This window comes from Pseudohaliea sp., assembly GCF_054552115.1.
Genome location: NZ_JBTOLW010000022.1, coordinates 17,819 through 43,622, shown reverse-complemented (window position 1 = coordinate 43,622; position 25,804 = coordinate 17,819). Strand labels below are relative to the sequence as shown.

At 69.7% G+C, this 25,804-nt stretch carries 23 protein-coding genes; 9 read left to right on the top strand and 14 right to left on the bottom strand.

The features are described 5' to 3' along the window. Positions 1-24: 24 nt before the first annotated feature. From sppA to arsC, 4 genes are read right to left on the bottom strand one after another with little or no spacing between them, the layout of a single operon-like run. On the bottom strand, positions 25-1,863 hold the full coding sequence (gene sppA, locus ACX93N_RS11380; RefSeq protein ID WP_459428540.1) for a signal peptide peptidase SppA: 1,839 nt from the start codon (positions 1,861-1,863) through the stop codon (positions 25-27). Continuing rightward, the gene (locus tag ACX93N_RS11375; RefSeq protein WP_459428539.1) at positions 1,856-2,245 is read right to left on the bottom strand and encodes a DUF2069 domain-containing protein; all 390 of its coding nucleotides are present in this window, start codon (positions 2,243-2,245) and stop codon (positions 1,856-1,858) included. The genes sppA and ACX93N_RS11375 overlap by 8 nt, the downstream gene beginning before the upstream one ends. Next, a complete protein-coding gene (gene wrbA / locus ACX93N_RS11370; protein WP_459428538.1) occupies positions 2,242-2,859 on the bottom strand; it encodes an NAD(P)H:quinone oxidoreductase in 618 nt (205 codons plus the stop codon). Before wrbA ends, ACX93N_RS11375 begins: the two co-directional genes overlap by 4 nt. After that, the gene (gene arsC / locus ACX93N_RS11365) at positions 2,856-3,206 is read right to left on the bottom strand and encodes an arsenate reductase (glutaredoxin) (protein ID WP_459428537.1); all 351 of its coding nucleotides are present in this window, start codon (positions 3,204-3,206) and stop codon (positions 2,856-2,858) included. The genes wrbA and arsC overlap by 4 nt, the downstream gene beginning before the upstream one ends. Before the next feature lie 131 nt (positions 3,207-3,337). Here arsC and ACX93N_RS11360 point away from each other — a divergent pair, with 131 nt between their 5' ends. Further along, the gene (locus tag ACX93N_RS11360) at positions 3,338-4,561 is read left to right on the top strand and encodes a YihY family inner membrane protein (RefSeq protein WP_459428536.1); all 1,224 of its coding nucleotides are present in this window, start codon (positions 3,338-3,340) and stop codon (positions 4,559-4,561) included. Further along, the gene (locus ACX93N_RS11355; RefSeq protein ID WP_459428535.1) at positions 4,558-5,001 is read left to right on the top strand and encodes a TlpA family protein disulfide reductase; all 444 of its coding nucleotides are present in this window, start codon (positions 4,558-4,560) and stop codon (positions 4,999-5,001) included. Before ACX93N_RS11360 ends, ACX93N_RS11355 begins: the two co-directional genes overlap by 4 nt. A gap of 350 nt (positions 5,002-5,351) precedes the next feature. Here the strand turns inward: ACX93N_RS11355 and ACX93N_RS11350 are convergent, their stop codons facing one another. Both ACX93N_RS11350 and ACX93N_RS11345 read right to left on the bottom strand, forming a co-directional pair. After that, positions 5,352-6,338: a quinone oxidoreductase family protein gene (locus ACX93N_RS11350; protein ID WP_459428534.1), complete on the bottom strand. Its 987-nt coding sequence runs from the start codon at positions 6,336-6,338 to the stop codon at positions 5,352-5,354. Positions 6,339-6,341: 3 nt separating this feature from the next. After that, positions 6,342-8,399 (bottom strand): S9 family peptidase, encoded by a 2,058-nt coding sequence (locus ACX93N_RS11345; RefSeq protein ID WP_459428533.1) that lies wholly within the window; start codon positions 8,397-8,399, stop codon positions 6,342-6,344. Positions 8,400-8,488: 89 nt separating this feature from the next. Here ACX93N_RS11345 and ACX93N_RS11340 point away from each other — a divergent pair, with 89 nt between their 5' ends. Further along, a complete protein-coding gene (locus tag ACX93N_RS11340; protein WP_459428532.1) occupies positions 8,489-10,522 on the top strand; it encodes a M3 family metallopeptidase in 2,034 nt (677 codons plus the stop codon). A gap of 3 nt (positions 10,523-10,525) precedes the next feature. On the opposite strand, the gene ACX93N_RS11335 is transcribed toward ACX93N_RS11340, so the two are convergent. Further along, positions 10,526-11,017: a 6-pyruvoyl trahydropterin synthase family protein gene (locus ACX93N_RS11335; RefSeq protein WP_459428531.1), complete on the bottom strand. Its 492-nt coding sequence runs from the start codon at positions 11,015-11,017 to the stop codon at positions 10,526-10,528. A 162-nt stretch (positions 11,018-11,179) separates the two neighbouring features. On the opposite strand from ACX93N_RS11335, the gene ACX93N_RS11330 reads away from it, so the two are divergent. From ACX93N_RS11330 to ACX93N_RS11310, 5 genes are all read left to right on the top strand, one after another. Beyond that, complete coding sequence (locus ACX93N_RS11330; RefSeq protein ID WP_459428530.1) at positions 11,180-11,881, top strand: SDR family NAD(P)-dependent oxidoreductase; 702 nt, start codon at positions 11,180-11,182, stop codon at positions 11,879-11,881. Between the two features lie 3 nt (positions 11,882-11,884). After that, positions 11,885-12,670 (top strand): queuosine precursor transporter, encoded by a 786-nt coding sequence (locus ACX93N_RS11325; RefSeq protein WP_459428529.1) that lies wholly within the window; start codon positions 11,885-11,887, stop codon positions 12,668-12,670. Positions 12,671-12,729: 59 nt separating this feature from the next. Then, positions 12,730-13,638, top strand: coding sequence for a hydrogen peroxide-inducible genes activator (locus ACX93N_RS11320; RefSeq protein WP_459428528.1), 909 nt, complete (start codon positions 12,730-12,732; stop codon positions 13,636-13,638). A gap of 184 nt (positions 13,639-13,822) precedes the next feature. Then, positions 13,823-15,184, top strand: a complete 1,362-nt coding sequence (locus tag ACX93N_RS11315) for a sigma-54-dependent transcriptional regulator (RefSeq protein ID WP_459428527.1) — start codon at positions 13,823-13,825, stop codon at positions 15,182-15,184. A 16-nt stretch (positions 15,185-15,200) separates the two neighbouring features. Next, positions 15,201-15,620: an Hpt domain-containing protein gene (locus ACX93N_RS11310; protein WP_459428526.1), complete on the top strand. Its 420-nt coding sequence runs from the start codon at positions 15,201-15,203 to the stop codon at positions 15,618-15,620. Positions 15,621-15,682: 62 nt separating this feature from the next. On the opposite strand, the gene ACX93N_RS11305 is transcribed toward ACX93N_RS11310, so the two are convergent. The 5 genes from ACX93N_RS11305 to ACX93N_RS11285 form a co-directional block, all read right to left on the bottom strand. Further along, positions 15,683-17,167, bottom strand: coding sequence for a DHA2 family efflux MFS transporter permease subunit (locus ACX93N_RS11305; protein WP_459428525.1), 1,485 nt, complete (start codon positions 17,165-17,167; stop codon positions 15,683-15,685). Next, positions 17,164-18,222 (bottom strand): efflux RND transporter periplasmic adaptor subunit, encoded by a 1,059-nt coding sequence (locus ACX93N_RS11300; protein WP_459428524.1) that lies wholly within the window; start codon positions 18,220-18,222, stop codon positions 17,164-17,166. The genes ACX93N_RS11305 and ACX93N_RS11300 overlap by 4 nt, the downstream gene beginning before the upstream one ends. Beyond that, the gene (locus ACX93N_RS11295) at positions 18,215-18,652 is read right to left on the bottom strand and encodes a MarR family winged helix-turn-helix transcriptional regulator (protein ID WP_459428523.1); all 438 of its coding nucleotides are present in this window, start codon (positions 18,650-18,652) and stop codon (positions 18,215-18,217) included. Before ACX93N_RS11295 ends, ACX93N_RS11300 begins: the two co-directional genes overlap by 8 nt. 108 nt (positions 18,653-18,760) lie before the next feature. Beyond that, complete coding sequence (locus tag ACX93N_RS11290) at positions 18,761-19,822, bottom strand: Glu/Leu/Phe/Val family dehydrogenase (protein WP_459428522.1); 1,062 nt, start codon at positions 19,820-19,822, stop codon at positions 18,761-18,763. Between the two features lie 66 nt (positions 19,823-19,888). Continuing rightward, entirely contained in the window at positions 19,889-23,398 is a 3,510-nt protein-coding gene (locus tag ACX93N_RS11285) for an indolepyruvate ferredoxin oxidoreductase family protein (RefSeq protein WP_459428521.1), read from the bottom strand. A 130-nt stretch (positions 23,399-23,528) separates the two neighbouring features. On the opposite strand from ACX93N_RS11285, the gene ACX93N_RS11280 reads away from it, so the two are divergent. Further along, a complete protein-coding gene (locus ACX93N_RS11280) occupies positions 23,529-24,011 on the top strand; it encodes an Lrp/AsnC family transcriptional regulator (RefSeq protein WP_459428520.1) in 483 nt (160 codons plus the stop codon). Between the two features lies 1 nt (position 24,012). Here the strand turns inward: ACX93N_RS11280 and hda are convergent, their stop codons facing one another. Together hda and ACX93N_RS11270 are read right to left on the bottom strand one after the other, a co-directional pair. After that, entirely contained in the window at positions 24,013-24,702 is a 690-nt protein-coding gene (gene hda / locus ACX93N_RS11275) for a DnaA regulatory inactivator Hda (protein ID WP_459428519.1), read from the bottom strand. Then, positions 24,690-25,739 carry a DUF2066 domain-containing protein gene (locus ACX93N_RS11270; protein ID WP_459428518.1) on the bottom strand — a complete coding sequence of 350 codons (1,050 nt, stop codon included), beginning with the start codon at positions 25,737-25,739 and terminating at the stop codon, positions 24,690-24,692. The genes hda and ACX93N_RS11270 overlap by 13 nt, the downstream gene beginning before the upstream one ends. Positions 25,740-25,804: the final 65 nt, after the last annotated feature.

The following is a 25,804-nucleotide window of genomic DNA, read 5'->3' as shown; positions in this document are numbered from 1 at the left end:
ACCGCCAGCCGGCGACGGGCGCCCTCAGGGCGCGCAGGCCAGGCAGAGCATGTACAGGTGCGCGGGGTCCTCGAGGACTTCGAGCGCCTGCCGGGCCGCGCTGAGCGGCGCCAGGAACCGCGGCGGGACCGGCAGGGCCCCTTCCAGCTTCGCGGCTATGCCCAGCCGGTCCGCGAGCGTTTGCAGCAGGAGCTGTCGCGGCGACTGGGGCGGCTGGACGTAGTCCACCCGGTAGGCGCCCTCTTCAAGGCCGGCCAGGGCAGCCGCCGACCGTGCCGCCTCCGCCAGGCTCCCCAGCTCGTCCACGAGCCCGACGGCTTTCGCCGCGGGCGCGCTCCAGACCCGCCCCTCGGCCACGGCCTCCACCTGCGCCGGAGCCATACCGCGGCCGGCAGCCACGATGTCGATGAATTTCCGGTAGCGGTCGTTGACCGACAGCTGCAGCGTTTCGGCTACTGCCGGCTGCAGGGGCCGGTCCAGGCGCAGGGCACCGGCCCGCTCCGTGGTACCGACCCCGTCGGTCCCGATACCGGCGCGCTCGAACAGTTCCTCGACCGTCGGGAAGGCCAGGAACACGCCGATGCTACCGGTGATCGTCGCTGGCGTGGCCCAGATCTCGTCCGCCGGGGCCGCGATATAGTAGCCGGCTGACGCCGCGACCCGGCCCATGGATACGACCACCGGCAGTTCCCGGCGCCGTGCGATGTCGGCAAGGCCCGCGCGCACGACCTCGGCGGCGAAGGCACTGCCGCCGGGGCTGTCAATGCGCAGCACGATCGCCGCGACGTCCGGGTCATCGGCGACCTGGCGCAGCTGGCGCAACAGCGTCTCGGCGCCGATGGAGCCGGGGTCGCGCTCACCGCCAAACAGCGGTCCTGCGGCGGTCACCACCGCGACCCGGCTGGCCACCTTCGGGTCCGCGGGCCGGCCGCGGCGGGCCAGGTAGCGGTCAAAGGGTACGGCCTCGAAGCGACCGTCGTCATCCGCGGCGCCCACCAGCTCCACGAGATAGTCGTTGGCCGCCTCCCGGGACAGCAGCCGGTCCACCAGGCCATCCGCGAGGGCGAGTTTCGCCGGGTCTCCGTCCTCGGCCGCGAGACGCTGCGGGTAGCCGTTGATGTGGGCGTCGATGGCGCCGGCGGGCAGCGCCCGCCGCGCCTCGACCAGCGTCGTGTACTGGCCCCAGAGGTCATCCAGCCAGGCCCGGGTGATCGCCTTCTCGTCCTCGGACATGTCCATGCGCGTGAACGGCTCGGCGATCGACTTGTGCTCCCCGGCACGGAACACGTGCATGGTCACCGAGAGCTTGTCGAGCGCATCACGGAAGTAGTTCAGGTAGCTCGCAAAACCTTCGAGGGCGAGGGCACCGTGGGGATGAAGAATCACCGTGTCCGCCTGCACGGCGAGGAGGTACTGATCCTGGGTGAAATAGTCGCCGCGGGCAACCACGGGCTTGCCCGTGGCGCGGAAGCGCTCGAGGGCCGGTGCCAGCTCCTGCATCCGGCTGAGGCCGAGGTAGAGCAGTTCGTCGGTATCGATAACGAGGGCGGAGATGGCCGGGTCGTCGGCGGCCCGCTCCACGGCGTCGACCAGGTCGCGGAGCCGCACCTCCGCCGTCGCCGGCGTCGGGTCGCCGAGCAGCGCCAGGGGCTCGACCCGGCTGCGCTCGTCCACCACCCGGCCTACCGGGGCCAGCAGCAGCGCCGCCCGCTCCGGCAGTTCCCGCGAGGGCCCGCCGGTGAGCACGAGGAAGAGCAGGACCAGCGCCGCAAGGAACAGCAGGTTGGCAAGGGCCAGGCGAAACAGGGTGATGGCGCGCCACAGGCCGCCGAAGAAACGTCGCAGGAACGAGGGACTAGCCATCGGTGTCTCCCGGGGCGGGTGCGGCGGCGCGACGCAGTTGCGGGCCGCGCTTTCGCACATAGAGCATGGCACAGGTGAAGAGCCCGACCGCGGCTATCGTGCCGACGATGGGCGGCAGCGCGCCAGGTTCGGCGAACAGCCGCTCCACCAGGCGAACGAAGTAGAGCAGGACCACGAAGCACAGCCAGACGTAGCTCCGCAGCCGGTCCCGCAGCATACCGGGCAGGAAGATCAGCAGCGGCAGCAGGTAGGCCACCCAGATGATCCAGGGGGCCTGGCGGACGAAGGCGTCCAGCGCCTGCTGCGCGAACAGGACCAGCCAGAAGCCCCAGCTCGCGGCCCGGAACCGGGCGGCTGCGCCCGTGCACGGCACCGCCGTCACGGCGCCACCCCGCCGTCGGTGAGCGCAACTGCCAGCCGCGCAACCCGCGCACCGAGGCTGCGGCAGAGGCCGGCTTCGTCGTCGTCGAGGGCGCGCTGGTTGTCGACGCCACCGAAGTGGCTCGCCCCGTAGGGCGTGCCCCCGCCCTGCGTGCGCATGAGCCCGGGCTCACCGTAGTCGAGGCCCACCAGCACCATGCCGTGGTGCAATAGCGGCAGCATCATGGACAGCAGCGTGCTCTCCTGGCCACCGTGCAGACTCGAAGTCGAAGTGAAAACGCCCGCGGGCTTGTCCACCAGGGCGCCGCTGAGCCAGCTGTCCCCGGTCTGGTCGAGGAAATACTTGAGGGGCGCGGCCATGTTGCCGAAACGGGTGGGGCTGCCGAGCACCAGGCCGGCGCAGCCGCGCAGGTCTCCCTGGCTGCAGTACAAGGGCCCCTCCGCGGGCACCTCGTCGGCTACCTGCTCGCTCTCGGCGGAAACCCGGGGGACGGTGCGCAGCCGCGCCTCGAGCCCCGGGACGGTTGCCACGCCGCGGGCGACCTGGGCGGCCATCGCCGCGGTGGCGCCACCGGCCGAGTAGTAGAGCACGAGGATGTAGGGCGCCTCGGTCACGACAGGAGCTCGAGCACGTTCTCCGGCGGCCGGCCGATCACTGCCCGCTCGCCGAGGACGGCCACCGGCCGCTCCATGAGCTTCGGGTGGGCCGCCAGCGCCGCCACCAGCTGCTCCTCGTCACTGGCCGGACCGAGCCCCGCGGCCTTGTACTCGGCCTCCCCGCGGCGCACCAGTTCCGCCGCCGGCCGCCCGAGGCGCCGCAGCAGATCGCGCAGCCCCGCTTCGTCCATGGGCGTGTCGAGGTAGCGGACGACCTCGACCTCTACCCCGCGCTCCTCGAGGAGCGCGAGAGCGGCGCGGGACTTGGAGCAGCGGGGATTGTGGTAGAGGGTGACGCTGGCCATGCGGGGACTCCGTGTGATGCGGGGCGCCGCAGTATAGCAAAGGGCGCCCCATGGCCCCGGGGCGACTACGCCACCCCGAGCGCAGCGCGGCCCGTGCCGCCACCCCGCAGTTTCATGCGATACTGCCCTGCATGCCGGAAATCCCCGCCCAATTCGATCCCTGGCTGCGCCGGCTGAAGTACCTGTACGAGCGCTTCAACAGCGACCGCTGCCGGGACACCGCCGCAGCTCTCACCTACATGAGCCTCTTCGCCATGGTGCCGCTGCTCACGGTGCTGTATACCATGGCGTCCGCCGTGCCGGCCTTCCAGGGCGTCGAGGCCAACATCCAGGACCTGCTCTTCGAGCACCTGATGCCCGAAACGTCCTCGGAAATGGAACAGTACCTCGAGGATTTCTCGCGCCAGGCCAAGAACCTCACGGGCTTTGGTATCGCCTTCCTCGTCGCGACGGCGATCCTCATGCTGCGCAACATCGAGCGCAGCTTCAACCGGATCTGGCGCACCCCGGAAAACCGCAGCCCCGTCTCCAGCTTCCTGCTCTACTGGGCCGTGCTCAGCCTGACGCCGCTGACCATCGGCCTGGGCCTCGCCGCGAGCACCTACCTGGCCTCCTTCGCCAGCCGTCTCGGCCACCTCGATGTCATCGGCGCCGGCGCCGCGATCCTGCGCATCGCACCCTTCCTGCTCAGCGTGCTCGGTTTCACCCTCGTCTACGCCGCCGTGCCCAACTGCCGGGTGCCGGTAAAGCATGCATTGATCGGCGGGGCGCTGGCCGCCGTCGCCTTCAACATCGCCCGCTCCCTGTTCACGACCCTGGTGGCCGGCTCCAGTATCACGTTCATCTATGGCGCCTTCGCCGCTGTTCCCCTGTTCCTGCTCTGGATCTTCATCTCCTGGAACATCGTGCTGATTGCCGCCATCGTCGTACACAGCCTCTCCGCCTACCAGACCTCCGAGCAGGCGGCGCGGCCCCTGGCATTGAAGGCCCTCGAGGCCCTCTACCTGCTTTGGCAGCGGCAGCGCCGCGGCGAGACCCTGCGCGAGATCGATGTCCTCACGGACCGGACCTGCGGCATCGACAGCGAGAGCTGGGGTGCGCTGCGGGATATCTTCCTGGCCCGGCGCGTGATCTCCCAGAACGAGCGCGGCCACTACCTGCTGGCGCGGGACCTCCACGACATCACCCTCTGGCAGGTACTGCACTGGACCCGCGGCGACGTGCTGGCGAGCGAGTACGCCCCCCGCCACACCCCGGGTGGCTGGGAACAGCGTGCCCTGGACCTGCTGACGACCCAGGAAAGCGCCAACCGGGATGCCCTTTCCATCAACCTTGCGGAGCTCTTCGAACAATGACCCTGCGCACCTTTTTCGTCTGCCTGTCCCTGTCTCTCGGCCTCGCGCTTGCCGCCTGCGGCGAACGCCGGGGGCCCCTTGACCCCATCGCGGACCACCTGGGCAACTGGGTACTGGTCAACTACTGGGCCGAGTGGTGCAAGCCGTGCATCCGCGAGGTGCCGGAGCTGAACAGCCTCGACAGCGAGGAAGGCATCACGGTCCTCGGCGTGAACTACGACGGCGCCACCGGCGACGCCCTCGCCGCCCAGATCGAGGCCCTGGGCATCGCCTTCACCCAGCTCCCGGCGGACCCCGCGGCCGAGCTCGGCATCGACCGCCCGCAGGTGCTGCCCACCACGGTCGTCATCGATCCGGACGGCCGCCGGGTCGCGACCCTCGTCGGCCCGCAGACCGCCGAGAGCCTGCGGGAAGCCATGGCAGAGAGCGGGGACTCGTAAAGGCTTTTCGCATCGTTCCGGGGCGAGTGCGGGATACGTCTCTCAGTCGCTCCCCGATACACGCTTGGTGAGAGACGTATCCCGCACTCGCCCCTGGCGCCTCGCGTCCGGCCAGCGCGCCGGTCTTCCAGGGCGGCAGGGGCGGGGGCACCCTCCAGCCGACGTACCGGGAAACCTTCGAAGAACCAAAAAAAAGCCGGCCTTGCGGCCGGCCAGAGAGGAGTCTCGCTCCAGAGGGGTTTACATGACCTGAACGTCGTCCGTCCAAGAAGGTCGGGCGCATAGCGCAGCGCCCTTCCGGAAATTCAGACCCCCTCCCGCAGGAAAGGTTCCCCGCCGGCGAGAAATTTTCACGGCAGCAGCAGGCTCGAGCCCGACGTGCGCCGACCCTCGAGATCCTCGTGGGCCTGGCGCACCTCCCCCAGCGCGTAGCGCCGCTCCACCTTCACCGCCAGGCGCCCGTCGGCGACGCGGTCGAGGACGGCGGCGGCGGAAGCCTGCAGCTCGGCATCGTCGGCGACATAGCTGAGCAGCGTGGGCCGCGTGATGAACAGGGACCCGCGCTGGGCCAGCTCCTGCAGGTCCAGGGGCGGCGGCGGGCCCGAGGCATTGCCGAAGCTCACCATCAGTCCCCGGGGGCGGAGGCAGTCGAGGGAGGCGAAGAAGGTATCCCGGCCGACCCCGTCATAAACCACCGGCAGGCCGGCACCGCCGGTGATTTCCCGGACCCGCCCGACCACGTCTTCCTCGCGGTAGTTGATCACGTGTTCATAACCGCAGGCGCGGGCCAGCGCGGCTTTTTCCGCCGACCCGACGGTGCCGATCACCGTCGCGCCAAGGCCTGCGGCCCACTGCCCGAAAAGCTGGCCGACGCCGCCGGCCGCCGCGTGGAACAGGCAGGTCTCATCGGCCGCGAGGGGCCAGGTACGCTGCAGCAGGTATTCCACCGTGCAGCCCTTGAGCAGCGCCGCGGCGGCGGTCTCGAAATCCACCGCGTCCGGCAGCGGTACCAGCCGCGACGCCGGCAGGTTGATGGCCTCGGCGTAGGCACCGATGCCGGCGGCGCAGTAGCCGACCCGGGTCCCCACCGCCAGGTCGACACCCTCGCCCACCGCCTCGACCACACCTGCCCCCTCGAGGCCGATCCCCGTCGGCAGCGGCAGCGGGTACAGGCCGCTGCGGTGATAGGTGTCGATGTAGTTGAGACCGATGGCATGGTTCACCACCCGCGCCATGCCCGGCCCCGGTGCCGGCAGCTCGATCGTCTCCAGCGCCATGGCCTCCGGACCACCCGGCTCGGCCACGCGGACCGCGCGCACGTTCCTTGCCACTGCCATGGCTCAGGACCCGGCGGCGCCGTAGCGCTCGAACCAGGCGAGCACGGCGGCGGCCTTGGCCGCGAGCTGGCTGGGCCGCTTGGCAATGCTGTGGTAGGCACCGGGCATACGCACCAGCGCCGTGTCCACCCCGCGCAGTTTCAGGGCCTGATAGTACTGCTCGCTCTCCGAGATAGGCGTGCGCAGGTCGGCCTCCCCGGTGAGCAGCATGGTCGGCGTGGTCACGTTGCCCACGAGGGACAGCGGGGACCGTGCCCAGTAGCCCTCCGGGTCCTCCCAGGGCATCGCCGGGAACCAGTAGCGGGCGAAGTAGGGTGCCATGTCGGCGGTGAGAACGAAGCTCGCCCAGTTGATCACGGGCTTGGCCACCACCGCCGCGCGGAAGCGGTCGGTCTTGCCCACGATCCAGGCGGTGAGCACCCCGCCGCCGCTGCCCCCGGTGACGTAGAGCTGCTCCGGGTCCACGAAGCCCTCGTCGATCACGGCGTCCACGGCCGACATGAGGTCGTCGTAATCCTGTCCCGGATACGCGTGGTGGATCAGGTTGCCGAACTGCTCGCCGTAGCTCGTGCTGCCGCGCGGATTCACGTAGAGCACCACGTACCCCTGCGCCGCATAGAGCTGCACCTCGGCACTGAAGCGGAAACCGTAGTTGGTGAAGGGCCCGCCGTGGATCTCGAGGATCATGGGGTACTGCTTCGAGGGGTCGAAACCGGGCGGCAGGGCAACCCAGGCCTGGATATCCCGCCCGTCAGCGCTGGAGGTCACCCAGCGCTCCTCCACCCGGGCCAGCTGGCGATGGGCCAGCAGGTTTTCATTGAGGGCCGTGACCTTGCTGGCACCCGCACCGCCGCGGCGGCCGACGGCGATGTCCGCAGGGCGGGAGGTATCGCCCGCGGTGTAGGCGAAGCGGTCCTTGCCACCCACGGCGAAGTCCGAGCCCGCGTAGGGCCGGCCAAGGGTGGTCCCGGCCAGCCCGGAGGCGAGCTGTTCAAGCCTGCCAGCCAGGTCCGTTGCTGCAAGCACCGTGTTGCCGCGGTCGTCGTAGCGGAAGAAAAGGCGCTCGCCATCCACGGACCACTGCGGATCCTCGATGTCACGGTCGAGGTCGGCCAGCAGCTCGCGCCTGCCGCTGCCATCGCTGTTCATGACGTAAAGCCGCTTGCGGTGGTAGCCCAGTCCCCGATCGTCCCAGCCCGTCCAGGCGATGGTGTTGCCGTCCGGCGACACCACGGGGCCGCTGTCCGGCCCCTGTCGGTCCGTGAGGCGCGTCATCGGACCGCCGTCCAGGGGCACGCGGAACAGGTCCGTGTTGACCGGGTTCGTTTCCCAGTCCTCGCCGCGATTGGCGGAAACGATCAGGGCTTCGCCGTCTGCGGTCCAGGCCAGGCCGCCGTCGTGATCGTAGTTTCCGCTGGTCAGCTGGCGCGGGCTGCCACCCTCCGCTGGAACCACGAAGACATGCTGGAAGCCATAGGGCCGCGGGCCCCGGCCATCGTTGCGGAATACGGAGCGCTCCACCACCACGGGGGGCGGCGCCCAGTCCGCGCCCTCAGGCTTCGGCGGCAGCTCCCCGAGCACCGTCGGCTCGTAGGGAACGAGCATGGTAAAGGCCAGCCAGCGGCCGTCCGGCGACCAGGTCAGGCGCCGCGGCGTGTGCGCCACGCGGGTCAGCTGCGCGCGCTCGCCGCCATCGACCCACTGTACGAAGACCTGCTGGCCCACGTCATCCTTGTCCACGTAGGCAATGCGGCGACCGCCCGGTGCCAGCGCGGGGCTCGACAGGCTGCGCGGGCCCGTGGTGAGCGGCCGGTGGCCGCTGCCATCCGCGCCAACGGTCCACAGGTTGGCGCGGCGCCGGTCCTTCAGGGCGTCCATGGTGTGGCGCAGGTAATAGATACGCTCCCCGGCCGGGCCGACGATCGGGTCGCTGGCGTAGGCGAGGCCGAAAACATCTCCGGGGGCGAAGGGCTTGCCGGCATCCGCGGCGCCGGCGGGAAAGGCCAGGGCGGCGAAGCAGAAGGCGAGGGCGGTGCGGAACACACGGGTTGCAACAGGCATAATGGTCCCCATAGTCCAGAAAACTGACGCTAAAGACTGTCGCCGGCGGGCAAGGGCCCGGTCCGGCCAAGGCATGGAGTATAACCCCGATGAATCATCCCCTGCCGGCGGACGCCGAACTGCCCCGCTACAGCGCCATCGACCCCGCGCGCATCGAGGCGGATCTCGATCAGCTCCTGGCGGCCAACCGCGCCGCCATCGAGGTGCTCCTCGCCGAGCCGGGTCCGGCGACCTGGGAGCGCCTCTGCGCGCCCCTCGAGGAGCTGGAGGACGAGCTGGAGCGTTTCTGGGCACCGGTCAGTCACCTGAACAGCGTGAGCAACGCCGAGCCGCTGCGCGAGGCCTACAACGCGTGCCTGCCGAAGCTCTCCGCCTGGCGCACCTGGCTGGGCCAGCACAGCGCGCTCTACGAGGCCTTCCAGGCGGTGGCCCGGGACGACCCGTCCGTCGATCGCGTACCCGGCCGCCGGCGCGCCCTCGACAACGCGCTGCGCGACTTCACCCTCGCCGGCGTGGCCCTGGAGCCGGCGCAGCGGGAGCGCTTCGGCGAGCTCAGCCAGCGCCTGGCGTCGCTCAGTGCGCGCTTCAGCGACAACCTCCTCGATGCCACCGACGCCTGGTCGCTCACCGTGGACGAAGGGCGCGTGGCGGGGCTGCCCGAGAGCACCCGCGCAGCGGCGCGGCGGAACGCCGAAGCGGCGGGCGAGGACGGCTACCGCCTCACCCTCGATGGGCCGACCTACCTCGCGGTGATGGCCCATGGCCAGGACCGGGAACTGCGCGAGGCGATCTACACGGCCTGGCAGACCCGGGCGTCGGACCAGGGGCCGCACGCTGGCACCTGGGACAACAGCGAGGTCATGCACGAGATCCTCGACTGTCGGCGCGAGCTGGCGAGCCTGCTACGCTTCGACAACTACGCGGAGCTGTCGCTGGCGACGAAGATGGCTCCGGACACGGCGAGCGTCGTCACCTTTCTCGAGGACCTCGCCGCACACGCCCGTCCCGTGGCCGAGGCCGAGTGGGAGGCGCTCTGCGCCTTCGCCCGGGAGCACGATGGCCGCGCGCAGCTGGAGGCCTGGGACGCGCCCTACTACAGCGAGCAGCTGCGAAAGGCCCGCTACGCCATCTCGCAGGAAGACCTCCGCCCGTACCTGCCGCTGCCACGGGTCCTCGATACCCTCTTCGGGCTCTGCGGGGAGCTCTTCGGCATTGAGTTCAGCCCCTGCGAAAACTTCGACAGCTACCACCCGGACCTCTCCCTCTATGCCATCCATCGCGACGGCGAGCTGCTGGCGCACTGCTATCTGGACCTCTACGCTCGCAGCGGCAAGCGCGGCGGGGCCTGGATGGGGGACTGCCGGGTACGCCGGGAGGGTGTCCACGGCCTGCAGCGCCCCGTGGCCTGGCTCGTGTGCAATTTCTCGCCGCCGGCGGACGGGCGCCCCAGCCTGTTGACGCACGACGAGGTGACCACGCTGTTCCACGAATTCGGTCACGGCCTGCACCACCTGCTGACCCGGCAGACCGTCGCCGCCGTCTCCGGCATCAACGGCGTCGAGTGGGATGCGGTGGAACTGCCCAGCCAGTTCCTGGAAAACTGGTGCTGGGAGGCCGAGTTCCTCGCTCGCCTCGGCCGCCACGTCGATAGCGGCGAGGCCATTCCCCCGGCACTGGTCGAGCGCCTGCTGGCGGCCCGGCGCTTCCAGGCGGCGATGCAGACCGTGCGCCAGCTCGAGTTCGCCCTCTTCGACTTCCGCCTCCACCTCGGCTGGACAAGCGCTTCGGAAACGCCGGTGCAGGCCGTGCTCGACGCGGTCCGCAACGAGGTCGCCGTGCTGCAACCGCCGGCCTGGAACCGCTTTCAGCACAGCTTCGCGCACATCTTCGCCGGCGGCTACGCGGCCGGCTACTACAGCTACAAGTGGGCCGAGGTGCTGTCGGCAGATGCCTTTGCGCGCTTCGAGGAAGAGGGTATTTTCAACGCCGGGACCGGCCGGGCCTTCCTGCGCGAGGTGCTGGAGGCGGGGGGTTCGCGGGATGCGATGGCGACCTTCCGGGCGTTCCGGGGCAGGGAACCGGACATCGAGCCGCTCCTGAGGCAGAGCGGCATCGCGGCCTGAGCTTCAGCCGGCGCGCCAGCTGGCGCAGCCCTTCTGCCCCGGGCCGGAGGCGACGCAGACGCGGAGCTCGCGCAGATCGTCACCGCGGGAGGCGTGCAGCAGGCGCTCAAGCAGGTAGCGCGACAATTCCTCGACGGTCGCGTTGACGATCGGCAGCACCAGCGTATCACTGCGCAGAAAACGCATTTGCTCGTCGCCGAAGATCACCCGGTACTCGTCGCCGCTTTCCTCGATGCGCTGGTAGGGGGAGTCGGCCGGCAGGACAAGGTACTCGTCGAGCTCATCGCAGAGCGCCTTGATGCGGTCCTTATAGACGTTGTAGTCCGCCGCGAAGCCATTGTTGCCCATGGGCGCGACGATCTTCGCGGAGACCTTGTAGTTGTGGCCATGGAGCCGCTCCCGCTCGCCGGCGGCAAAGATCGTGTAGTGCGCGGCGGAAAACTTGTGGCTCTCCTTGTCGATATACAGCGTTGTCAGGCGCTCGCTTTCGCTCATCGGCGGTCCTCGCTCGGCAGGCACGGCATCGGAGCGGGAGGATGGCACGGCCCGTGGACGCGGGCAATGCGCGGGCCGATCCAGAGGCGCCCAGAGCCGGTATAATGCTGGACAAGCAGCGGTCGATGCGCCGCGGCTCACAGCAACAGCCCGGGGGAATCCATGCCCATCGCCATCATCACCGGCGCCAGCGTCGGCATCGGTCGTGCCAGCGCGGCCCGCTTCCTGGAGCGAGGCTTCACGGTCTACAACCTGTCCCGGCGCGCCTGCCCGCTGGACGCGGTCCACAATCTCACCTGCGACCTCGCTGACCGAGCCAGCATCGCGGAGGCGCTGGAAACCCTGGTGCCTGTGGCGGCCGCGGCCGACGCTGTCGCCCTGGTCCACAACGCCAGCCAGATGCGCAAGGACTCTGCCCTCGACTGCCCGGACGCGGAGCTGCGCGCTGTCCTGGAGACCAACGTCCTGGCGGTCAACGCGCTCAACCAGGGGTTCCTGCCAGTGCTCCCCGCCGGGTCGAGCGTTGTCTACGTCGGCTCGACGCTGTCCGAGAAAGCCGTGGCCGGCGCCTTCAGCTATGTGGTCTCCAAGCACGCCCAGCTCGGCCTCATGCGAGCGACCTGCCAGGACCTCATGGGTCGCGGTGTGCACACCGCCCTGGTCTGCCCCGGCTTTACCGATACGGAAATGCTGCGCACGCACCTCGGCAACGACGACACGGTCATCGAGGCCATCGGCGCCATGAACAGCTACAACCGGCTGGTTGATCCGGCGGAGATCGCCGGCCTCATTGACTGGGTGCACCACAACCCGGTGATCAACGGCGCTGTACTGCACGGCAACCTGGGCCAGCGGGAGAGCTGAGGCGTGACCGGGCACACGCTCCAGGAGCGCAGGGAGCGGGTCTTTCTCGTCCTGGCGGGGACCTTTCTCTGCGCCATGACGCTGCTCAACGTCATCGGCATCACCCGCTTCATCCAGCTCGGCCCGCTCGCGCTGGCCGTGGGCGTGCTGCCCTACCCCCTGACCTTCCTGTGCACAGACCTGGTCTGCGAGCTCTATGGCAAGGCGCGGGCCAACTTCCTGGTGAGCGTCGGCCTCGGCCTCAACTTCCTGATACTGTTCGTGCTTTTCCTCGGCAACAGCATGCCCTCGGTGCCGCACGAGGCCATGCCGCCATGGCAGATCCTCCAGCTGGCCGCACCGCTGGCGCTGCCGAATGGCGAGGTGGTGGAATCGAGCATCGGCCTGTACCAGCTGATCTATGCAACCACCTCCGGAGCGGTTTTCGCATCCATGCTGGCCTACATCGCCGCCCAGTATTGCGATGTGCAGCTGTTCCACTTCTGGAAGCGGGTGACCCGCGGCCGCTACCTGTGGGTACGCAACAACTTCAGTACGCTCATGAGCCAGATGGTGGACTCACTCATGGTGGTGACGGTGACCTTCGGCGCCGCCTTCCTGCGCGGCGAAATCGCCCTGTCGGCCCTGCTCGTGCTCATCGGCAGCAACTATGCCTTCAAGGCGACCGTCGCCCTGCTCGACACCGGCCCCTTCTACCTCGCCGTCCACCTGCTGCGCCGGTACCTGTGCCTGGAGCCGGGGCAGACCGCCGTGCCCGGCGGTGCCTCGCTGTCGCCAGCGTCGGACTGAGGCCACAGCGGCAACTGCGCTAGAATGCCGTTCTCCATGGCAACGGACCGCCCACCGCAGTGACCGATCGACGCAGCGCCGCCCTGTCTCTCAAGCAACTTGCCTACCTGCTCGCCGTGCGCGATACCCTCAACTTCACCCGCGCTGCCGAGCAGTGCTTCGTCACCCAGTCCTCCCTCTCCGGCGGCCTCGCCGAGCTCGAGCGCAGCCTCGGGCTCAAGCTCGTGGAGCGGAGCCGGCAGCACGTGGCCATGACCGCCGTCGGCGAGGCCGTGTGCGCCCGCGCGGAACAGATCCTGAGTGCCAGCGAAGACCTTCTTGCCTACGCCCGTGCCCAGGCCGAGCCCGGGACCGGGAGCCTGCGGCTGGGCATCATCCCTACGATCGCACCGTACCTGCTGCACGACTTCCTCGCCGGGGCAGCGGAACACTTTCCCAAGCTGGAGCTGTTCCTGCACGAGCGCCAGACCGAGAGCCTGCTGGAGCAGGTATCCGGGGGGGAACTCGATGCCGCGGTGCTGGCCCTGCCGATGGATACCGGCACCCTGGCGGTCACGCAGCTCTTTGACGACCCGTTGCGGCTGCTCGCAGCCCCGGGCCACCCGGTGGCCCGGCGCAAGGCACCGCTGCGCCTGTCGGCGATCGATACCAGCCAGGTGATCCTGCTGGAGCCGGGCCACTGCCTGCGCGAGCACACGCTGGCCGCCTGCGGTGTGGGCGCCCAGGCCAGCCGCCGCTTCGAGGCGACGAACATCGACACGCTCGTGCAGCTGGCAGAGGCCGGCTGCGGCCTCGCCCTGCTTCCGGCCATGGCGGTCGCGAGCGGCGTCCTCGAGGGGACCTCTCTCCGCGAAGTACCGCTGCAGGCCCCCCCGCACCGTGGCATCGCCCTGGTCACCCGCCCCAGCCACCCCCTGCGCAGCTTCCTGGAGAGTGACATTGCCGCCCTGCTCACCGGCGGCCGCTGAGGAACACGGCAAAAACGAGAACCCGCTCACAGGACTTTGCAGCATAGCCCGCTCTCGCCGGGCTGCCGCTAGGCGGCATGGGCGCTTTGTTGCAAAATGCATGGCTCGCGAGAGCTCGTGGAACGCCTTTCACTAGGGCCTTTGACTAGGGCCGTTCACGGAGGCACGGCGGAGGCACAACCGCATGACGACAGCTTCAAGGGTTCTGCTGGTCGAGGACAGCGAGTCGATGGCATCCATCTACCGCGGCTACCTTGCCAGCTCTGCCTACCAGGTCGAGACTGCCGCCAGCATCGGCGAGGCGCGGCAGGCCCTGGAGAAACAGCCGGTGGCTATTGTCCTCCTGGACGTGAAGCTGCCCGATGGCAACGGCCTCGACTTCGTGGACGAGCTGCTGGCCCGGGAGGACGCGCCGGACATCGTGGTGATGACCGCTTACGCCACCGCCGACATGGCCGTGCAGGCAGTGCGGCGTGGAGCCGTGGACTTCATCACCAAGCCCTTCGATGCGACCCGCCTCCTCGTCACCCTCGACAACACCCTGGCGCAGCAACAGCTGCGCCGCGATTGTGCCCGCCTGTCCCGGCGCCGGAGCATCGCCTTCGACCAGTTCGTCGGTGACTCCCCGGCCATGCACTCGGTCTACCAGACGATCGAGGCACTCGCCGCCAGCGACGCGGCGGTGTTCGTGGTGGGCGAGAGCGGCACCGGCAAGGAACTCGCCGCACGCGCCATCCACGACAACAGTGAGCGCGTCGCTGCCGGGTTCGTGATCCTCAACTGCGGCGCCATGCCCAGCGACCGCCTCGATCTCGCGCTCTTTGGCAGCGAGGGCGCCGCTCGCAGGGCGGACGGCGGCACGCTGTTCCTCGACGAGGTCTGCGAGCTGGAGCCGGAGCTGCAGGCAAAGCTGTTGCGTTTCGTCCAGTTCGGCACCTTCCTCGGCAGCGGACCGGGTGAGGAGCAGGTCGACGCGCGCATTATCTGCGCCACAAACCGCGACCCGCTCCGCGCCGTGCAGGATGGCACGCTGCGCGAGGATCTCTACTACCGCCTGCACGTCGTGCCCCTGCGCATGCCGCCGCTGCGCGAGCGCGGCGGCGACATCGCCCTGCTCGCCGCGCACTATCTCGCCCGCTTTGCCAGCGAGTCGGGCAAGCGTTTCCGCGGCTTCAGCGAGAACGCGATGGAAGCGCTGCAACGCTACCCCTGGCCGGGCAACGTGCGCCAGCTGCAGAACGTCCTGCGGGAAATCGTGGTGCTTCATGACGCCGGCCAGGTCACCGAAGCCATGCTCCCGGACTTCCTGCAGAGCGGTCATATCCCCGTGGAGCCGCCCGCGCCGCCCTCCGCCGCGCGGTCCGAGGTGCCGGCGGCGGCCCGCGACGTGGTAGAACCTCTCTGGCTGCTGGAAAGGCGCGCCATCGAGGAGGCAATTGCCGCGTGTGACGGCAACGTCAACCGCGCCGCCGGGCTGCTGGAAGTCGCCCCTTCCACGGTCTACCGCAAGCTGCAGGCCTGGAAGCAGTCCGGCGACCGGGGCTAGGGTCCCGGACAGGAACATGCCACGGCATCACGCCCCCGCCGCCGACCGCAGACAGCTGGAACGCCTCCTTGCCGACCTGGGCAGCGGGACCCTCGACGCGGTACTCCGCCAGTGCAGCATCGAGTCGGGCGAGCGCCTGCGTGTCCTGCGTGCGGCCCTCGCCCGCGGTGATGCCGACGCAGCAGCCCGCGAGGCCCACACCCTGGGGGGGCTGCAGCGCAGCATCGGCCTGCCCTCGCTGGGGGACGCCTTTGCGGCGCTGGAGCGCCGCCTCGCAGCAGGGGAACAGCCCGAAGCCGCATCCCTCGAAGAGCTGGCCAGCGCCCTGGCCGGCGCGCACGAGGCCGCGCGGAGGCTCGCAGCCGCAGGCGAGCGCGGTCTACCCGAGCGGAAGCGCAGCCACGGCGGCGACAGCGAAAGCCGTCAACAACCCTAGTCCGCAGGCCGGAGACGAGACGTCGCAGCAGGGCAAAAAGTCGCCCGGGCGGGCCACACGGTTCAGGGCGCGCGCTGCCGCTCCGGCACCCGCAGCAGGAAAACCAGCGGCATGGCCAGGAGATTGACCCAGAAAAGGAGCTGGAAATCGTTGGCAAAGGCGATCTCGGCCGCCTGCCCGGCCACGGTCGCCACAAGGCCGGCCGGCAATGCGAGGAGGTCGCCGACGGGCGGCAGCGGCTGGCCGGCGAGCACTTCCGGCGCAAGGCGCGCAGCCAGCTGCTGCTCGTTGATCCAGAGGTTGCGCGCGAGAAACGCCATGACGATGGAAACACCGACGCTGGTACCGAGGTTCCGCGCAAGATTGAACAGCGCCGTGCCCTCATCCCGTAGCGCGGCCGGGAGCGTCGCATAGGCCAGGGCGCTTACGGGGACGAAGACCAGGCCGAGGCCGAGCCCCTGCAGGAACCCGCTGGCCACCACCGGCCAGGCGCCTACCTGCAGCGTGAAGCCGGCCATCTGCTGCAGGGATAAGCCGACGAACACCATGCCGGTGGTAATCACGGCGCGCGGGTCGAAGCGGCGCATGAGCCGGGCTGCGAGGATCATGGTGACCATGGTACCGACGCCGCGGGGCACCAGCACCAGGCCGGTGGTGACCACCGGGTAGCCTTTCCATACCTGCAGGAAGGGCGGCAGCAGCACCATCGTGGCCAGGAGGATCACCCCCAGGAAGAAGATGAAGGTCACACCGGAGACGAAGTTGCGGTCGCGGAACAGCCCCGGCGAAAAGAAACGCTGGCTGCCCGTGAGGTTGTGCACGAAGAAGAAGTACAGCGACGCCAGGCAGACCAGCAGATAGGCCTGGATTTCACGGGAGCCGAGCCACTTCAGGTGTTCGCCGCGATCGAGGAGCAGCTGCAGGGAGGCCACGGCCACGGCCAGCAGCAGGAAACCGGCGAGGTCGAAGCGCTGCTTTACCGGCTCTGTATCGCGCACGAAGAAGAAAATGCCGGCAAAGGAGGCGATACCGATCGGCAGGTTGATATAGAACACCCAGCGCCAGCTGTAGTACTCCGTCAGCCAGCCGCCGAGAGTAGGCCCCAGGATCGGTCCGAGCATGACCCCCGTGCCCCAGATGCTCATGGCACTCGCGTGTTTCTCCACCGGGAAGGTATCCAGGAGCACGGACTGCGACAGGGGCACGAGCGCCGCACCGCAGATACCCTGGACCACCCGCCAGAGCACCATCTCACCGAGGGATCCGGCCTGCCCGCACAGCATGGAGGCCAGCGTGAAGCCGGCCACGGAGCAGAGAAACACCCGCCGGCGGCCGAAGCGCCGGGAGATGTAGCCCACGGGCAGGGTCATGATGGCGGTGGCAACGATGTAGGAGGTGAGCACCCAGGTGACCTGCTCGGTGCTGGCGGACAGGGCCCCCTGCATGTGCGGCAGGGCGACGTTGGCGATGGTGGTGTCCAGCACCTGCATGATGGTGCTGAGCATCACGCTGACGGCGACGAGGCCGCGGATGCGGGCGGTGCTCACGGCCGCGTGGCGGCGAGTGCTCCCGCGGCCGGTGCGGCGCGCCCGCCGCGGGTGTCGATGGTGACTTCAGCGCTCATGCCCGCCCTCAGCACCGGCGAAGCCGCCCCGGGGAGGAGGCGGAGGCGAACGGGTACCCGCTGCACGACCTTGACCCAGTTGCCACTGGCGTTCTGCGCCGGGATCAGGGCGAACTCGCTGCCGCTCGCGGGGCTCAGGCTCTCCACCTCGGCCTCGAAGACATGCTCCGGGTAGGCGTCCACGCGGACCTTCGCCGGCTGCCCCTCGCGCACGGCGCCAAGCTGCGTTTCCTTCAGGTTGGCTTCCAGCCACACATGACCGGTGCCGAGCATGCTCACCAGGGTAAGGCCCGCCGGAGCCATCTCACCCGCCTGCGGCACTTCGTTGGCCACCACGCCGTCCACGGGGGCGACGAGACGCGTGCGCGCGAGCTGGTATCGGGCCCGTTCCAGCCGGGCCCGGGCGGCGCGGATATCCGCCTGCTGGTCCAGGGGCAGGGCCGGGTCACCGCCGAGCTCGGCGCGCAGGCTGGACAGGCGCTGCTGGTTGATACGGATATCGGCGCGGGCCCGCTCGAGGGCCTGGCGCCGCTCATCGAGCTGCGACTCGGACACGGCGATGCTCGAGAGCTGCTCGCTGCGCGCGAGATCGCGGGCGAAAAAGGCCGCGTCGCGCTCCGCGCGGGCGAGCGCCGCCTCGGCCTCGGCGAACTCGGCGCGGCGCGCCTCGAGGTCGTTGCGGGCCCGGGCCAGTTCAGCCTCCGCCTCCTCCACGGCGATGCGATAGGGCGCATCGTCGAGGCGCACGAGCAGATCACCGCGGCGCACCGGCTGGTTGGCGCGCACCGCCACCTCGGCGATCACACCGCTGACCTCGGCGGCCAGGTTCAGCTTGTCGAGCTTGACGTAGGCGTTGTCGGTACTCACCCGGCCCTGGTCGCCATAGAGCATGTACAGCACCAGGGCACCGACGGCGGCGATGCCGACGAGGAAACCGGCGGCGCGGAGCAGGGGACGGGGCGTAGCTGCGTCAGTCATTGCCGAGGTTCTCCCGGATGCGCCCGAGCAGCCCCTGGAGCTGGCGGACCTCGGCGGCATCCAGGCCGGCGAAGGCCTGTGCCCGGGTCTCGACAGCGAGCCCCCCGAGCAGGTCGAGGGCCGGGCCGGCCGCGGTGGTGAGAAAGACGCGGAAGCAGCGCCGATCCGCCGGGTCAGGTCGGCGCTCGACCAGCCCTTCCTGCTCGAGCTTGTCCAGCTGACGCGTCAGGCTGATCGGCGCGATGTCCAGGCGATCGGCGAGCTCGGACTGCTTCAACCCCTCTTCCCGGGCGAGCGTCCACAGCACCTGCCAGCGCGCGCGGCTGAGGCCGTGGGCACGGGCCCGGCGGTCGAAGGTGCGCCGCAACAGCCGGGCGGCGTTGTGGAGCTCGAAGCTGAGGGCAGCTGCGCTGTCGGAGATCCTGGTCACCCGCACACCGGTCTTTCGTAGGGAAGCGTATTATAAGCATGCTTACAAAAAAGACCAAGCGACTCACGCCTGCGCCGGTGGAGGGCGGCGCGAACCGCCCCCCGGGGATCACGCGGCGCGTGCGCGGGCGTGGACCCCCCGGCCCAACAGTTCCCGGGCCAGGTCCTCGGCGATGTCCTGCGTTTGCCGGTGGCAGGCGTCGGCGCGGGCAAGCACCTCGCCCAGGGTGGCCTCGATACGGGCGACGTGGTCGCGCGTGGTGGCGGCGTCCGAGCCGAGCCGCTGGTGGTAGACATCGATGATGCCCCCGGCGTTGATGAGGAAATCGGGGCAGTAGAGGATGCCGCGATCCATGAGCCGGGCGCCGTCGTCATGGGAGGCCAGCTGGTTGTTCGCAGCACCGGCGACGATACCCGCCCGCAGGCGCGGGATGCTGTCGCTGTTGAGTACCGCGCCGAGGGCGCAGGGGCTGACCACGTCGACCTCGAGGGCGAGAATCTCCTCCGCCGGAACCTCGGTAAGGCCGAGTTCGCGCACGGCACGGGCGACGTTGGCACCGTTGACGTCGGCGCCGAAGACCTGCGCACCGGCATCGACCAGCCGCCGGGCGAGGTGGAAGCCGACATGACCGAGCCCCTGCACGGCCACGCGCAGCCCGGCCAGGTCCTCTGCGCCGAGGCGGTGGCGCACCGCGGCGCGCAGCGCCAGGAACACCCCCAGGGCCGTGCTTGGCGACGGATCGCCACCGTGCTCGGTTTCGCCAATACCGCTCACGTGCACCGTGCTCTCACCCATCGTGCGCACGTCGGCGACCGCGATCCCGGAGTCTTCCGCCGCCACGTAGCGCCCGCCGAGGGAGTCGACAAAGCGGCCCATGGCAAGGAAGAGCTCGCGGGTCTTGTCCCGTCGAGGGTCGCCAATGATCACCGACTTGCCGCCGCCGAGGGGCAGCCCCGCCAGGGCGGACTTGTAGGTCATGCCGCGGGACAGGCGCAGCACGTCCTCCAGCGCCGCATCTTCACTCGCGTAGGGAAACATGCGGCAACCACCGACGGCCGGGCCGAGGGTGGTGTCGTGGATCGCGATGATGGCCTTGAGACCGGAGTCCGGATCGCGGGCGAAGCAGACCTGCTCGTGGTCATCGAAGGCAGGGGCGGAAAAGACGTTCATGGTGATCCTCTTGCTTATTTGCCTTGTGGTGGGTTTGCCGGGTGACGCTGCTTTCCGGTGCCGGGCTCAGGCGGCCTCGACGATGGTGACCGGGTCGGTCGCGCCGCCGCCGCGAAGCTGGGCCAGGAGCCGCTCGCGCCGCGGGGCCAGCTGGGCCCGGTGCCTGTCTTTCACGTGTCCGAAGCCGCGCAGCTGGAGCGGCAGCGCCGCCAGTTCCGCGACCAGCGGGTAATTGTCCTCGGCCAGCTTCGGCAGTACCTCATCGAGCAAAGCCAGGTAGTCGGCGATGTCCGCCCGCTCCTGGCGCCGTTCGGCGGTGTAGCCAAAAACGTCGAAAGGCGTACCGCGCAGCCCGCGCAGCCTGGCGAGTAGCCGGAAGGCGGGCAGCACCCAGGGGCCGAACTCGCGCTTGCGCAGGTGCCCGGTGACCGGATCCCGGCGCGCGAGCAGCGGCGGCGCGAGGTTGAAGCGGAGCCGGGGCCTGCCCTCGAACTGCTCGTGCAGCCCGGCGATGAAGGCCGGGTCCGCGTAGAGCCGGGCAACCTCGTACTCGTCCTTGTAGGCCATGAGCTTGTACAGGGACCGGGCGACCGCGCGGGTCACGGAATCGGCGGCCTCGGGCCGCGGGTCCGCGGCGCGCACGGTGGCGAGGCGATCGGCATAGCGCTGCGCGTAGCGCGCGTCCTGGTAGGCGGTCAGGCGCTCCCTGCGGTCGGCGATGAGCGCATCGACGCTGTCGTCGACGTCGTCGTCCCCGCCGCCGGGCTCGCCCGCCAGGCCGGCGGCGGCCAGCACCTTCGCAGGCTGGTGCGCGTAGCGGCGCCCCCAGAGGAAGGCCTGCCGGTTGAAGTCGACGGCGACACCGTTGAGCTCGATGGCGCGCTCGAGCGCCCCCGCCGATACCGGCACCAGGCCCTGCTGCCAGGCGTAGCCGAGGAGAAACAGGTTACTGGCGATGGCGTCGCCGAGAAGCCGCGTCGCAACCTCCGTGCTGTCGAGGAAGTTGCAGGCGTCGCCTCCCACCTCGCGACGGATTTTCGCCTTGAGGGCGTCCGTGGGGAACGGCGCATCCGGGTCGAGGATGAAGGCGGCCGTCGGCACCTCCGCATCGTTGATGACCGCGTGGCTGCGTCCCACGGCCGCCTTGCCCATGGCCTCGTAGGTGGTGGCCACCACGAGGTCACAGCCCACGAGGAGGTCCGCCTCGCCGGCGGGGATGCGCACGGCCTTGATCGTCTCCTGGGTCGGCGCCACGCGCACGTGGCTGACCACGGCGCCGAACTTCTGCGCCAGGCCCGTCTGGTTCATGGTCGCACAGCCCTTGCCCTCGATGTGCGCGGCCATGGCGACGAGCGCCGTGATCGTGAGCACGCCGGTGCCGCCGACACCGGCGACCACGATGTTCCAGGGCTGGTCGAGCTCGCGCACCGGAGGCTCCGGCAGCGGGTCGAAGACCTGCTGGCTCTCCGCCGCGGCCTTCGGCTTGCGCAGGTCGCCATCGAGCACCGTGACGAAGCTCGGGCAGAAGCCTTTCGCGCAGCTGTAGTCCTTGTTGCAGCTGCTCTGGTCGATCTGCCGCTTGCGCCCGAGGGGCGTTTCCTTGGGCACCACGGACAGGCAGTTGGACTGGATGCTGCAGTCACCGCAGCCCTCGCAGACCGCGTCGTTGATGTACAGGCGCTTCGGCGGGTCGGCGAGCCTGCCTTTCTTGCGCCGGCGACGCTTCTCGGCGGCGCAGGTCTGCACGTAGAGGATCACCGAGACACCGGGGAACTCGCGCAGCTCGCGCTGCAGCGCATCGTAGTCGTCGCGGTGAGTCACCGTGAGGCCATCGAGGCGCGGCAGGCGGCCGCGCCAGGCGCCCGGGTTGTCGCTCACCAGCGCGATGCGTTTCACGCCCTCACCGGCTACCTGGCGCAGGATCTCCGGCACCGAGAGGGAGCCGTCGATGGGCTGGCCGCCGGTCATGGCCACGGCGTCGTTGTAGAGGATCTTGTAGGTGATGTTGACGCCCGCGGCGACGGCCGCGCGGATAGCCAGGGAGCCGGAGTGGAAGTAGGTGCCGTCGCCGAGGTTCTGGAACACGTGCGGCGTGTCCGTGAAGGGCGCCTGGCCGATCCAGGTCGCGCCCTCGCCGCCCATCTGCGTGAACGTTTCCGTCTGCCGGTCCGGCATCCAGGTGGCCATGTAGTGGCAGCCGATGCCGCCAAGGGCGTGGCTGCCCTCGGGCACACGGGTAGAGGTGTTGTGCGGGCAGCCGGAGCAGAAGTGCGGCACACGCTCGACTTTCGTCTCCAGCCGCGCCAGGGAGGCCTCCTTCTCGTCGATCCAGCGGATGCGCCGCTCCATGGTCTCGGACCGGTAGAAGCGGCGGATGCGGCTGTGGATGGCCAGGGCCACCGTCGCCGGGGTCAGCTCGCCGAGGTTTGGCAGCAGGTCGCGGCCGTCCTCGTCGAATTCACCGACGACCTTCGGCCGCGAGCCCACCGGGTAGTTGTAGAGCTGGCCGGTGAGCTGGTCCTCGATGATCGAGCGCTTTTCCTCGACCACGAGGATTTCCTCGAGCCCCTCGGCGAAGTCGTGGGTGGCGCGCGGCTCCAGCGGCCAGGGCATGCCGACCTTGTAGACGCGCAGGCCGATCTCCGCCGCGACGGCCTCATCGATACCCATGTCCTCGAGCGCCTGCATCACGTCGAGGTAGGCCTTGCCCGACGTGATGATGCCGAAGCGCGGCCGCGGGCTGTCGACGACGACCCGGTTGAGGCCGTTCACGCGGGCAAACTCGCGGGCGGCGTAGATCTTGTACTTGTTGAGGCGGCGCTCCTGCTCCAGCGGCTTGTCCGGCCAGCGCGCGTGCACACCGTCCGGCGGCAGCTCGAAATCCTCCGGGATGACGATGTTCACCCGCGCCGGGTCGATGTCCGCCGAGATGGCCGAGTCCATGTTCTCGGTGATCGCCTTCAGCGCCACCCAGCAGCCGGTGTAGCGGGACAGCTCCCAGCCATACACACCGAGGTCCAGTACCTCCTGCACGTTGGCCGGGCTCAGCACCGGCACGGAGGCGGCGATGAAGTTGTGCTCGGACTGGTGCGGCAGCGTCGAGGACTTGCAGGCGTGGTCATCACCGGCCACGGCAAGCACGCCGCCGTAGCGGGAGGTACCGAAGGCGTTGGCATGCTTGATCACGTCCATGCTGCGGTCGACGCCCGGGCCTTTCCCGTACCACAGGGAAAACACGCCGTCATAGCGCGCCCCCTCGAAGAGACTGGTCTGCTGACTGCCCCAGACCGCGGTGGCGGCAAGCTCCTCGTTGACGCCGGGCTTGAAGACGATGCTGTGCTGGTCCAGCCAGCGCCGGGCTTTCCAGATGGCCTGGTCGACGCCGCCGAGGGGCGAGCCGCGGTAGCCGGAAATGAAGCCGGCCGTGTTGAGGCCACGCTGCTGGTCACGCTGGTGCTGCAGCATCGGCAGGCGCACGAGCGCCTCGATGCCGGTCATGTAGGCCCGGGTGGCATCCAGGGCATACTTGTCGTCGAGGGAAACCTGCGCAAACGCGCCTGATTGGTCGGTGCCCACCGTTCGGCCTCACTATGGTTATCCGGTGACCCTAGTCTAGCGCTTTGACCAGGAATTATTATCTTTCCTATCCCCTTTTTACGGCGTTAAGTGCATAATCTATTCCATAAACGCCAAAGAGAGAGATGATATGACCCAGCCACTGGCCAGGACGGATCTCCAGATCCTGTCCCTGCTCCAGGCCGACGCCACCCTCAGCACCGGCGAGGTCGCGGAACGCGTGAACCTGTCCCAGTCCCCGTGCTGGCGGCGCATCAACAAGCTCGAGCAGGAAGGCGTCATCCGCGGGCGGGTGGCCATCCTGGACCGCACGGCCCTCGGCATGGATGTCGTGGTGTTCGCCACCATCAACCTGACCTCCACGGGGCGCCAGAACCTGATCGCCTTCGAGCAGGACATCGTGCGCCACCCGGAGGTCGTCGAGTGCTACACCATGACGGGGATCTGGGATTACATGCTGAAGATCGTGACCCGGGACATCCGCCACTATGAGCGCTTCGTCCGCGATACGCTCGCAGCGAGTCCGTCGGTGCGCGAAATGCACTCACACATGGCCGTCACGGAAATCAAGAACACCACCGCCCTGCCGCTGGAAACCCAGGCGGCCGGCTGAGCTACCAGCCCATCACCTGGCGCACGAACGGCTGCGTCAGGGGCCGGCGCGCCGCCAGGGAAGCCTCGTCGAGGCGCTCGAGCACGGCGAGGAGGTCACCGAGCCCCCGCGGCGAGCGGGCGAGGATATAAGCGGCAAGCTCCGGCGACAGGCGCAGGGCGCGCCGCTCTGCCCGGAACGACAGGATGGCGCGGCGCGCGGCATCGTCCGGCGCCGGCAGCGCAAAAACGAGACCGGCCGCCAGGCGGGAGCGCAGGTCCGGCAAACCGAGCGGCAGCGCCCCCGGCGGCCGGGCGGCGGCCACGCAAAGGCGGCAGCGGCGCTCCCGGACCCGGTTGTACAGATGGAAAAGCGCCTGCTCCCAGTCCTCCCGACCCGCGAGCGCATCGAGTTCATCGATGCAGACGACGGCCAGTTCCTCGATACCCGCGAGCATCTCCTCCGCCGGGTAGCCAGCGACGGCGGACCCGGGCAGATAGAGCGCAGGGCCATCGGCGGCATGGCAGACACCCTGCAACAGGTGCGACTTGCCGCCGTCTGCGGGGCCGTGCAGGAAAATGAGGTCCTCGCCGGGCGCGCGCAACGCGGCCAGCGCCGCGCTGTTGCCGGGCAGCAGGAGAAAGTTATCCAGCGTCGCGTCGTCCCGCGGCCGGAGATTGAGGAACAGCTGCCGGGGCGCTAGCGCTGCCACTGGTAGGCCCGCTCCGCCGTCACCGCGGCGGGTACCGCCGGCACCGGCTTGAGCCGCTCGTTGAGTTCGATGACCGGCGCCAGCCGGGCAAGGTCCGCCCGCGCCTCGAGGCGGAGCACGACCTGGTCGCCGTCGACGGACTCCGGGTTGACCCGATCGACGAGTTCCAGGCCCTCGAGCCAGGCCATGACCGCGGCGTAGTCGGCAAAGCTCTCGATGCCCAGCACCAGCACACGGGCGCCCGCCGCAACCATCTCGCCCGCCGACGCGACCGCGTAACGCCGCGCGATGGCAGACGCCGCGAGCGCCGCGCCGGCCTCCGCAAAAGCTGCCGGGTCCGCAGCGGTCACCGCGCGCTCCAGGCGCTCGCCGTCGTGCAGGTAGACCCAGTCGCCCAGCCATTCGCCGCTGGAGAGCGGCAGCACCCGCCCGGCGAGCACATCTTCCACGCCGTAGCGCGCCGAGGCCGCCGCGATCGTCGCCGCATCCAGGCGCCAGGCAGGCCCCGGGCCGAGCGCCGCAGTATCGCGCAGGTCCAGGAGCGGCTGACGCAGGGGGACGCCGCGACGGTCAAAAGCACCGGCCAGCGCCCCGGCCAGCTGCGGCTGGTGTGCCGGTCCCACGAAGTCGCGGCCGGCGCTCCCCTCGGCCACGAGCCAGACGAGCACCGGCGGCCGGTTGGCCGTCCACAGGGGCGCTCCCGCCTCCAGGAGCACGCCGCGGAGCACCGCCTGGTCGTACTGCAGATCGGCGGTGAGGGTGCCGTCGTCCGCCTCCCGGTAGCTGTACTGCTGCAGGTAGCGCCGGGCGTCGGCCAGGGCGGCCTGCACCGGCGCCAGCGCCAGCGCTTCCTCGCTCCCGCTCACCTTGACCACGACCTGCGCGAGGCCGTCCCGCGCCGCGGCTGCGAGCGCCCGCCGGCCGCGGTCGTCCACCGCCACCTCCGCCCGGTAGAGATCATCGATGACAGCCGCGCGCAGCCCCGGCGCGAGGGCGGCGGCGACGCAGAGAACGATGATGGCCAGCAGTGAGCGCATCGGCGCAGTTTACCAGCAAGGAGCAACGCCCGTAGCACCGGAAGCAGGAAGCGAAGCCGGCATGC

Coding starts and splice junctions, on each gene's coding strand:
- arsC (WP_459428537.1), bottom strand. CDS start 3,206: ATGGCCAGCGTCACCCTCTACCACAATCCCCGCTGCTCCAAGTCCCGC.
- ACX93N_RS11330 (WP_459428530.1), top strand. CDS start 11,180: ATGCCCATCGCCATCATCACCGGCGCCAGCGTCGGCATCGGTCGTGCC.
- ACX93N_RS11290 (WP_459428522.1), bottom strand. CDS start 19,822: ATGAACGTCTTTTCCGCCCCTGCCTTCGATGACCACGAGCAGGTCTGC.
- ACX93N_RS11270 (WP_459428518.1), bottom strand. CDS start 25,739: ATGCGCTCACTGCTGGCCATCATCGTTCTCTGCGTCGCCGCCGCCCTC.
- ACX93N_RS11355 (WP_459428535.1), top strand. CDS start 4,558: ATGACCCTGCGCACCTTTTTCGTCTGCCTGTCCCTGTCTCTCGGCCTC.
- sppA (WP_459428540.1), bottom strand. CDS start 1,863: ATGGCTAGTCCCTCGTTCCTGCGACGTTTCTTCGGCGGCCTGTGGCGC.
- ACX93N_RS11335 (WP_459428531.1), bottom strand. CDS start 11,017: ATGAGCGAAAGCGAGCGCCTGACAACGCTGTATATCGACAAGGAGAGC.
- ACX93N_RS11310 (WP_459428526.1), top strand. CDS start 15,201: ATGCCACGGCATCACGCCCCCGCCGCCGACCGCAGACAGCTGGAACGC.
- ACX93N_RS11315 (WP_459428527.1), top strand. CDS start 13,823: ATGACGACAGCTTCAAGGGTTCTGCTGGTCGAGGACAGCGAGTCGATG.
- ACX93N_RS11300 (WP_459428524.1), bottom strand. CDS start 18,222: ATGACTGACGCAGCTACGCCCCGTCCCCTGCTCCGCGCCGCCGGTTTC.
- ACX93N_RS11340 (WP_459428532.1), top strand. CDS start 8,489: ATGAATCATCCCCTGCCGGCGGACGCCGAACTGCCCCGCTACAGCGCC.
- ACX93N_RS11350 (WP_459428534.1), bottom strand. CDS start 6,338: ATGGCAGTGGCAAGGAACGTGCGCGCGGTCCGCGTGGCCGAGCCGGGT.
- ACX93N_RS11280 (WP_459428520.1), top strand. CDS start 23,529: ATGACCCAGCCACTGGCCAGGACGGATCTCCAGATCCTGTCCCTGCTC.
- ACX93N_RS11345 (WP_459428533.1), bottom strand. CDS start 8,399: ATGCCTGTTGCAACCCGTGTGTTCCGCACCGCCCTCGCCTTCTGCTTC.
- ACX93N_RS11360 (WP_459428536.1), top strand. CDS start 3,338: ATGCCGGAAATCCCCGCCCAATTCGATCCCTGGCTGCGCCGGCTGAAG.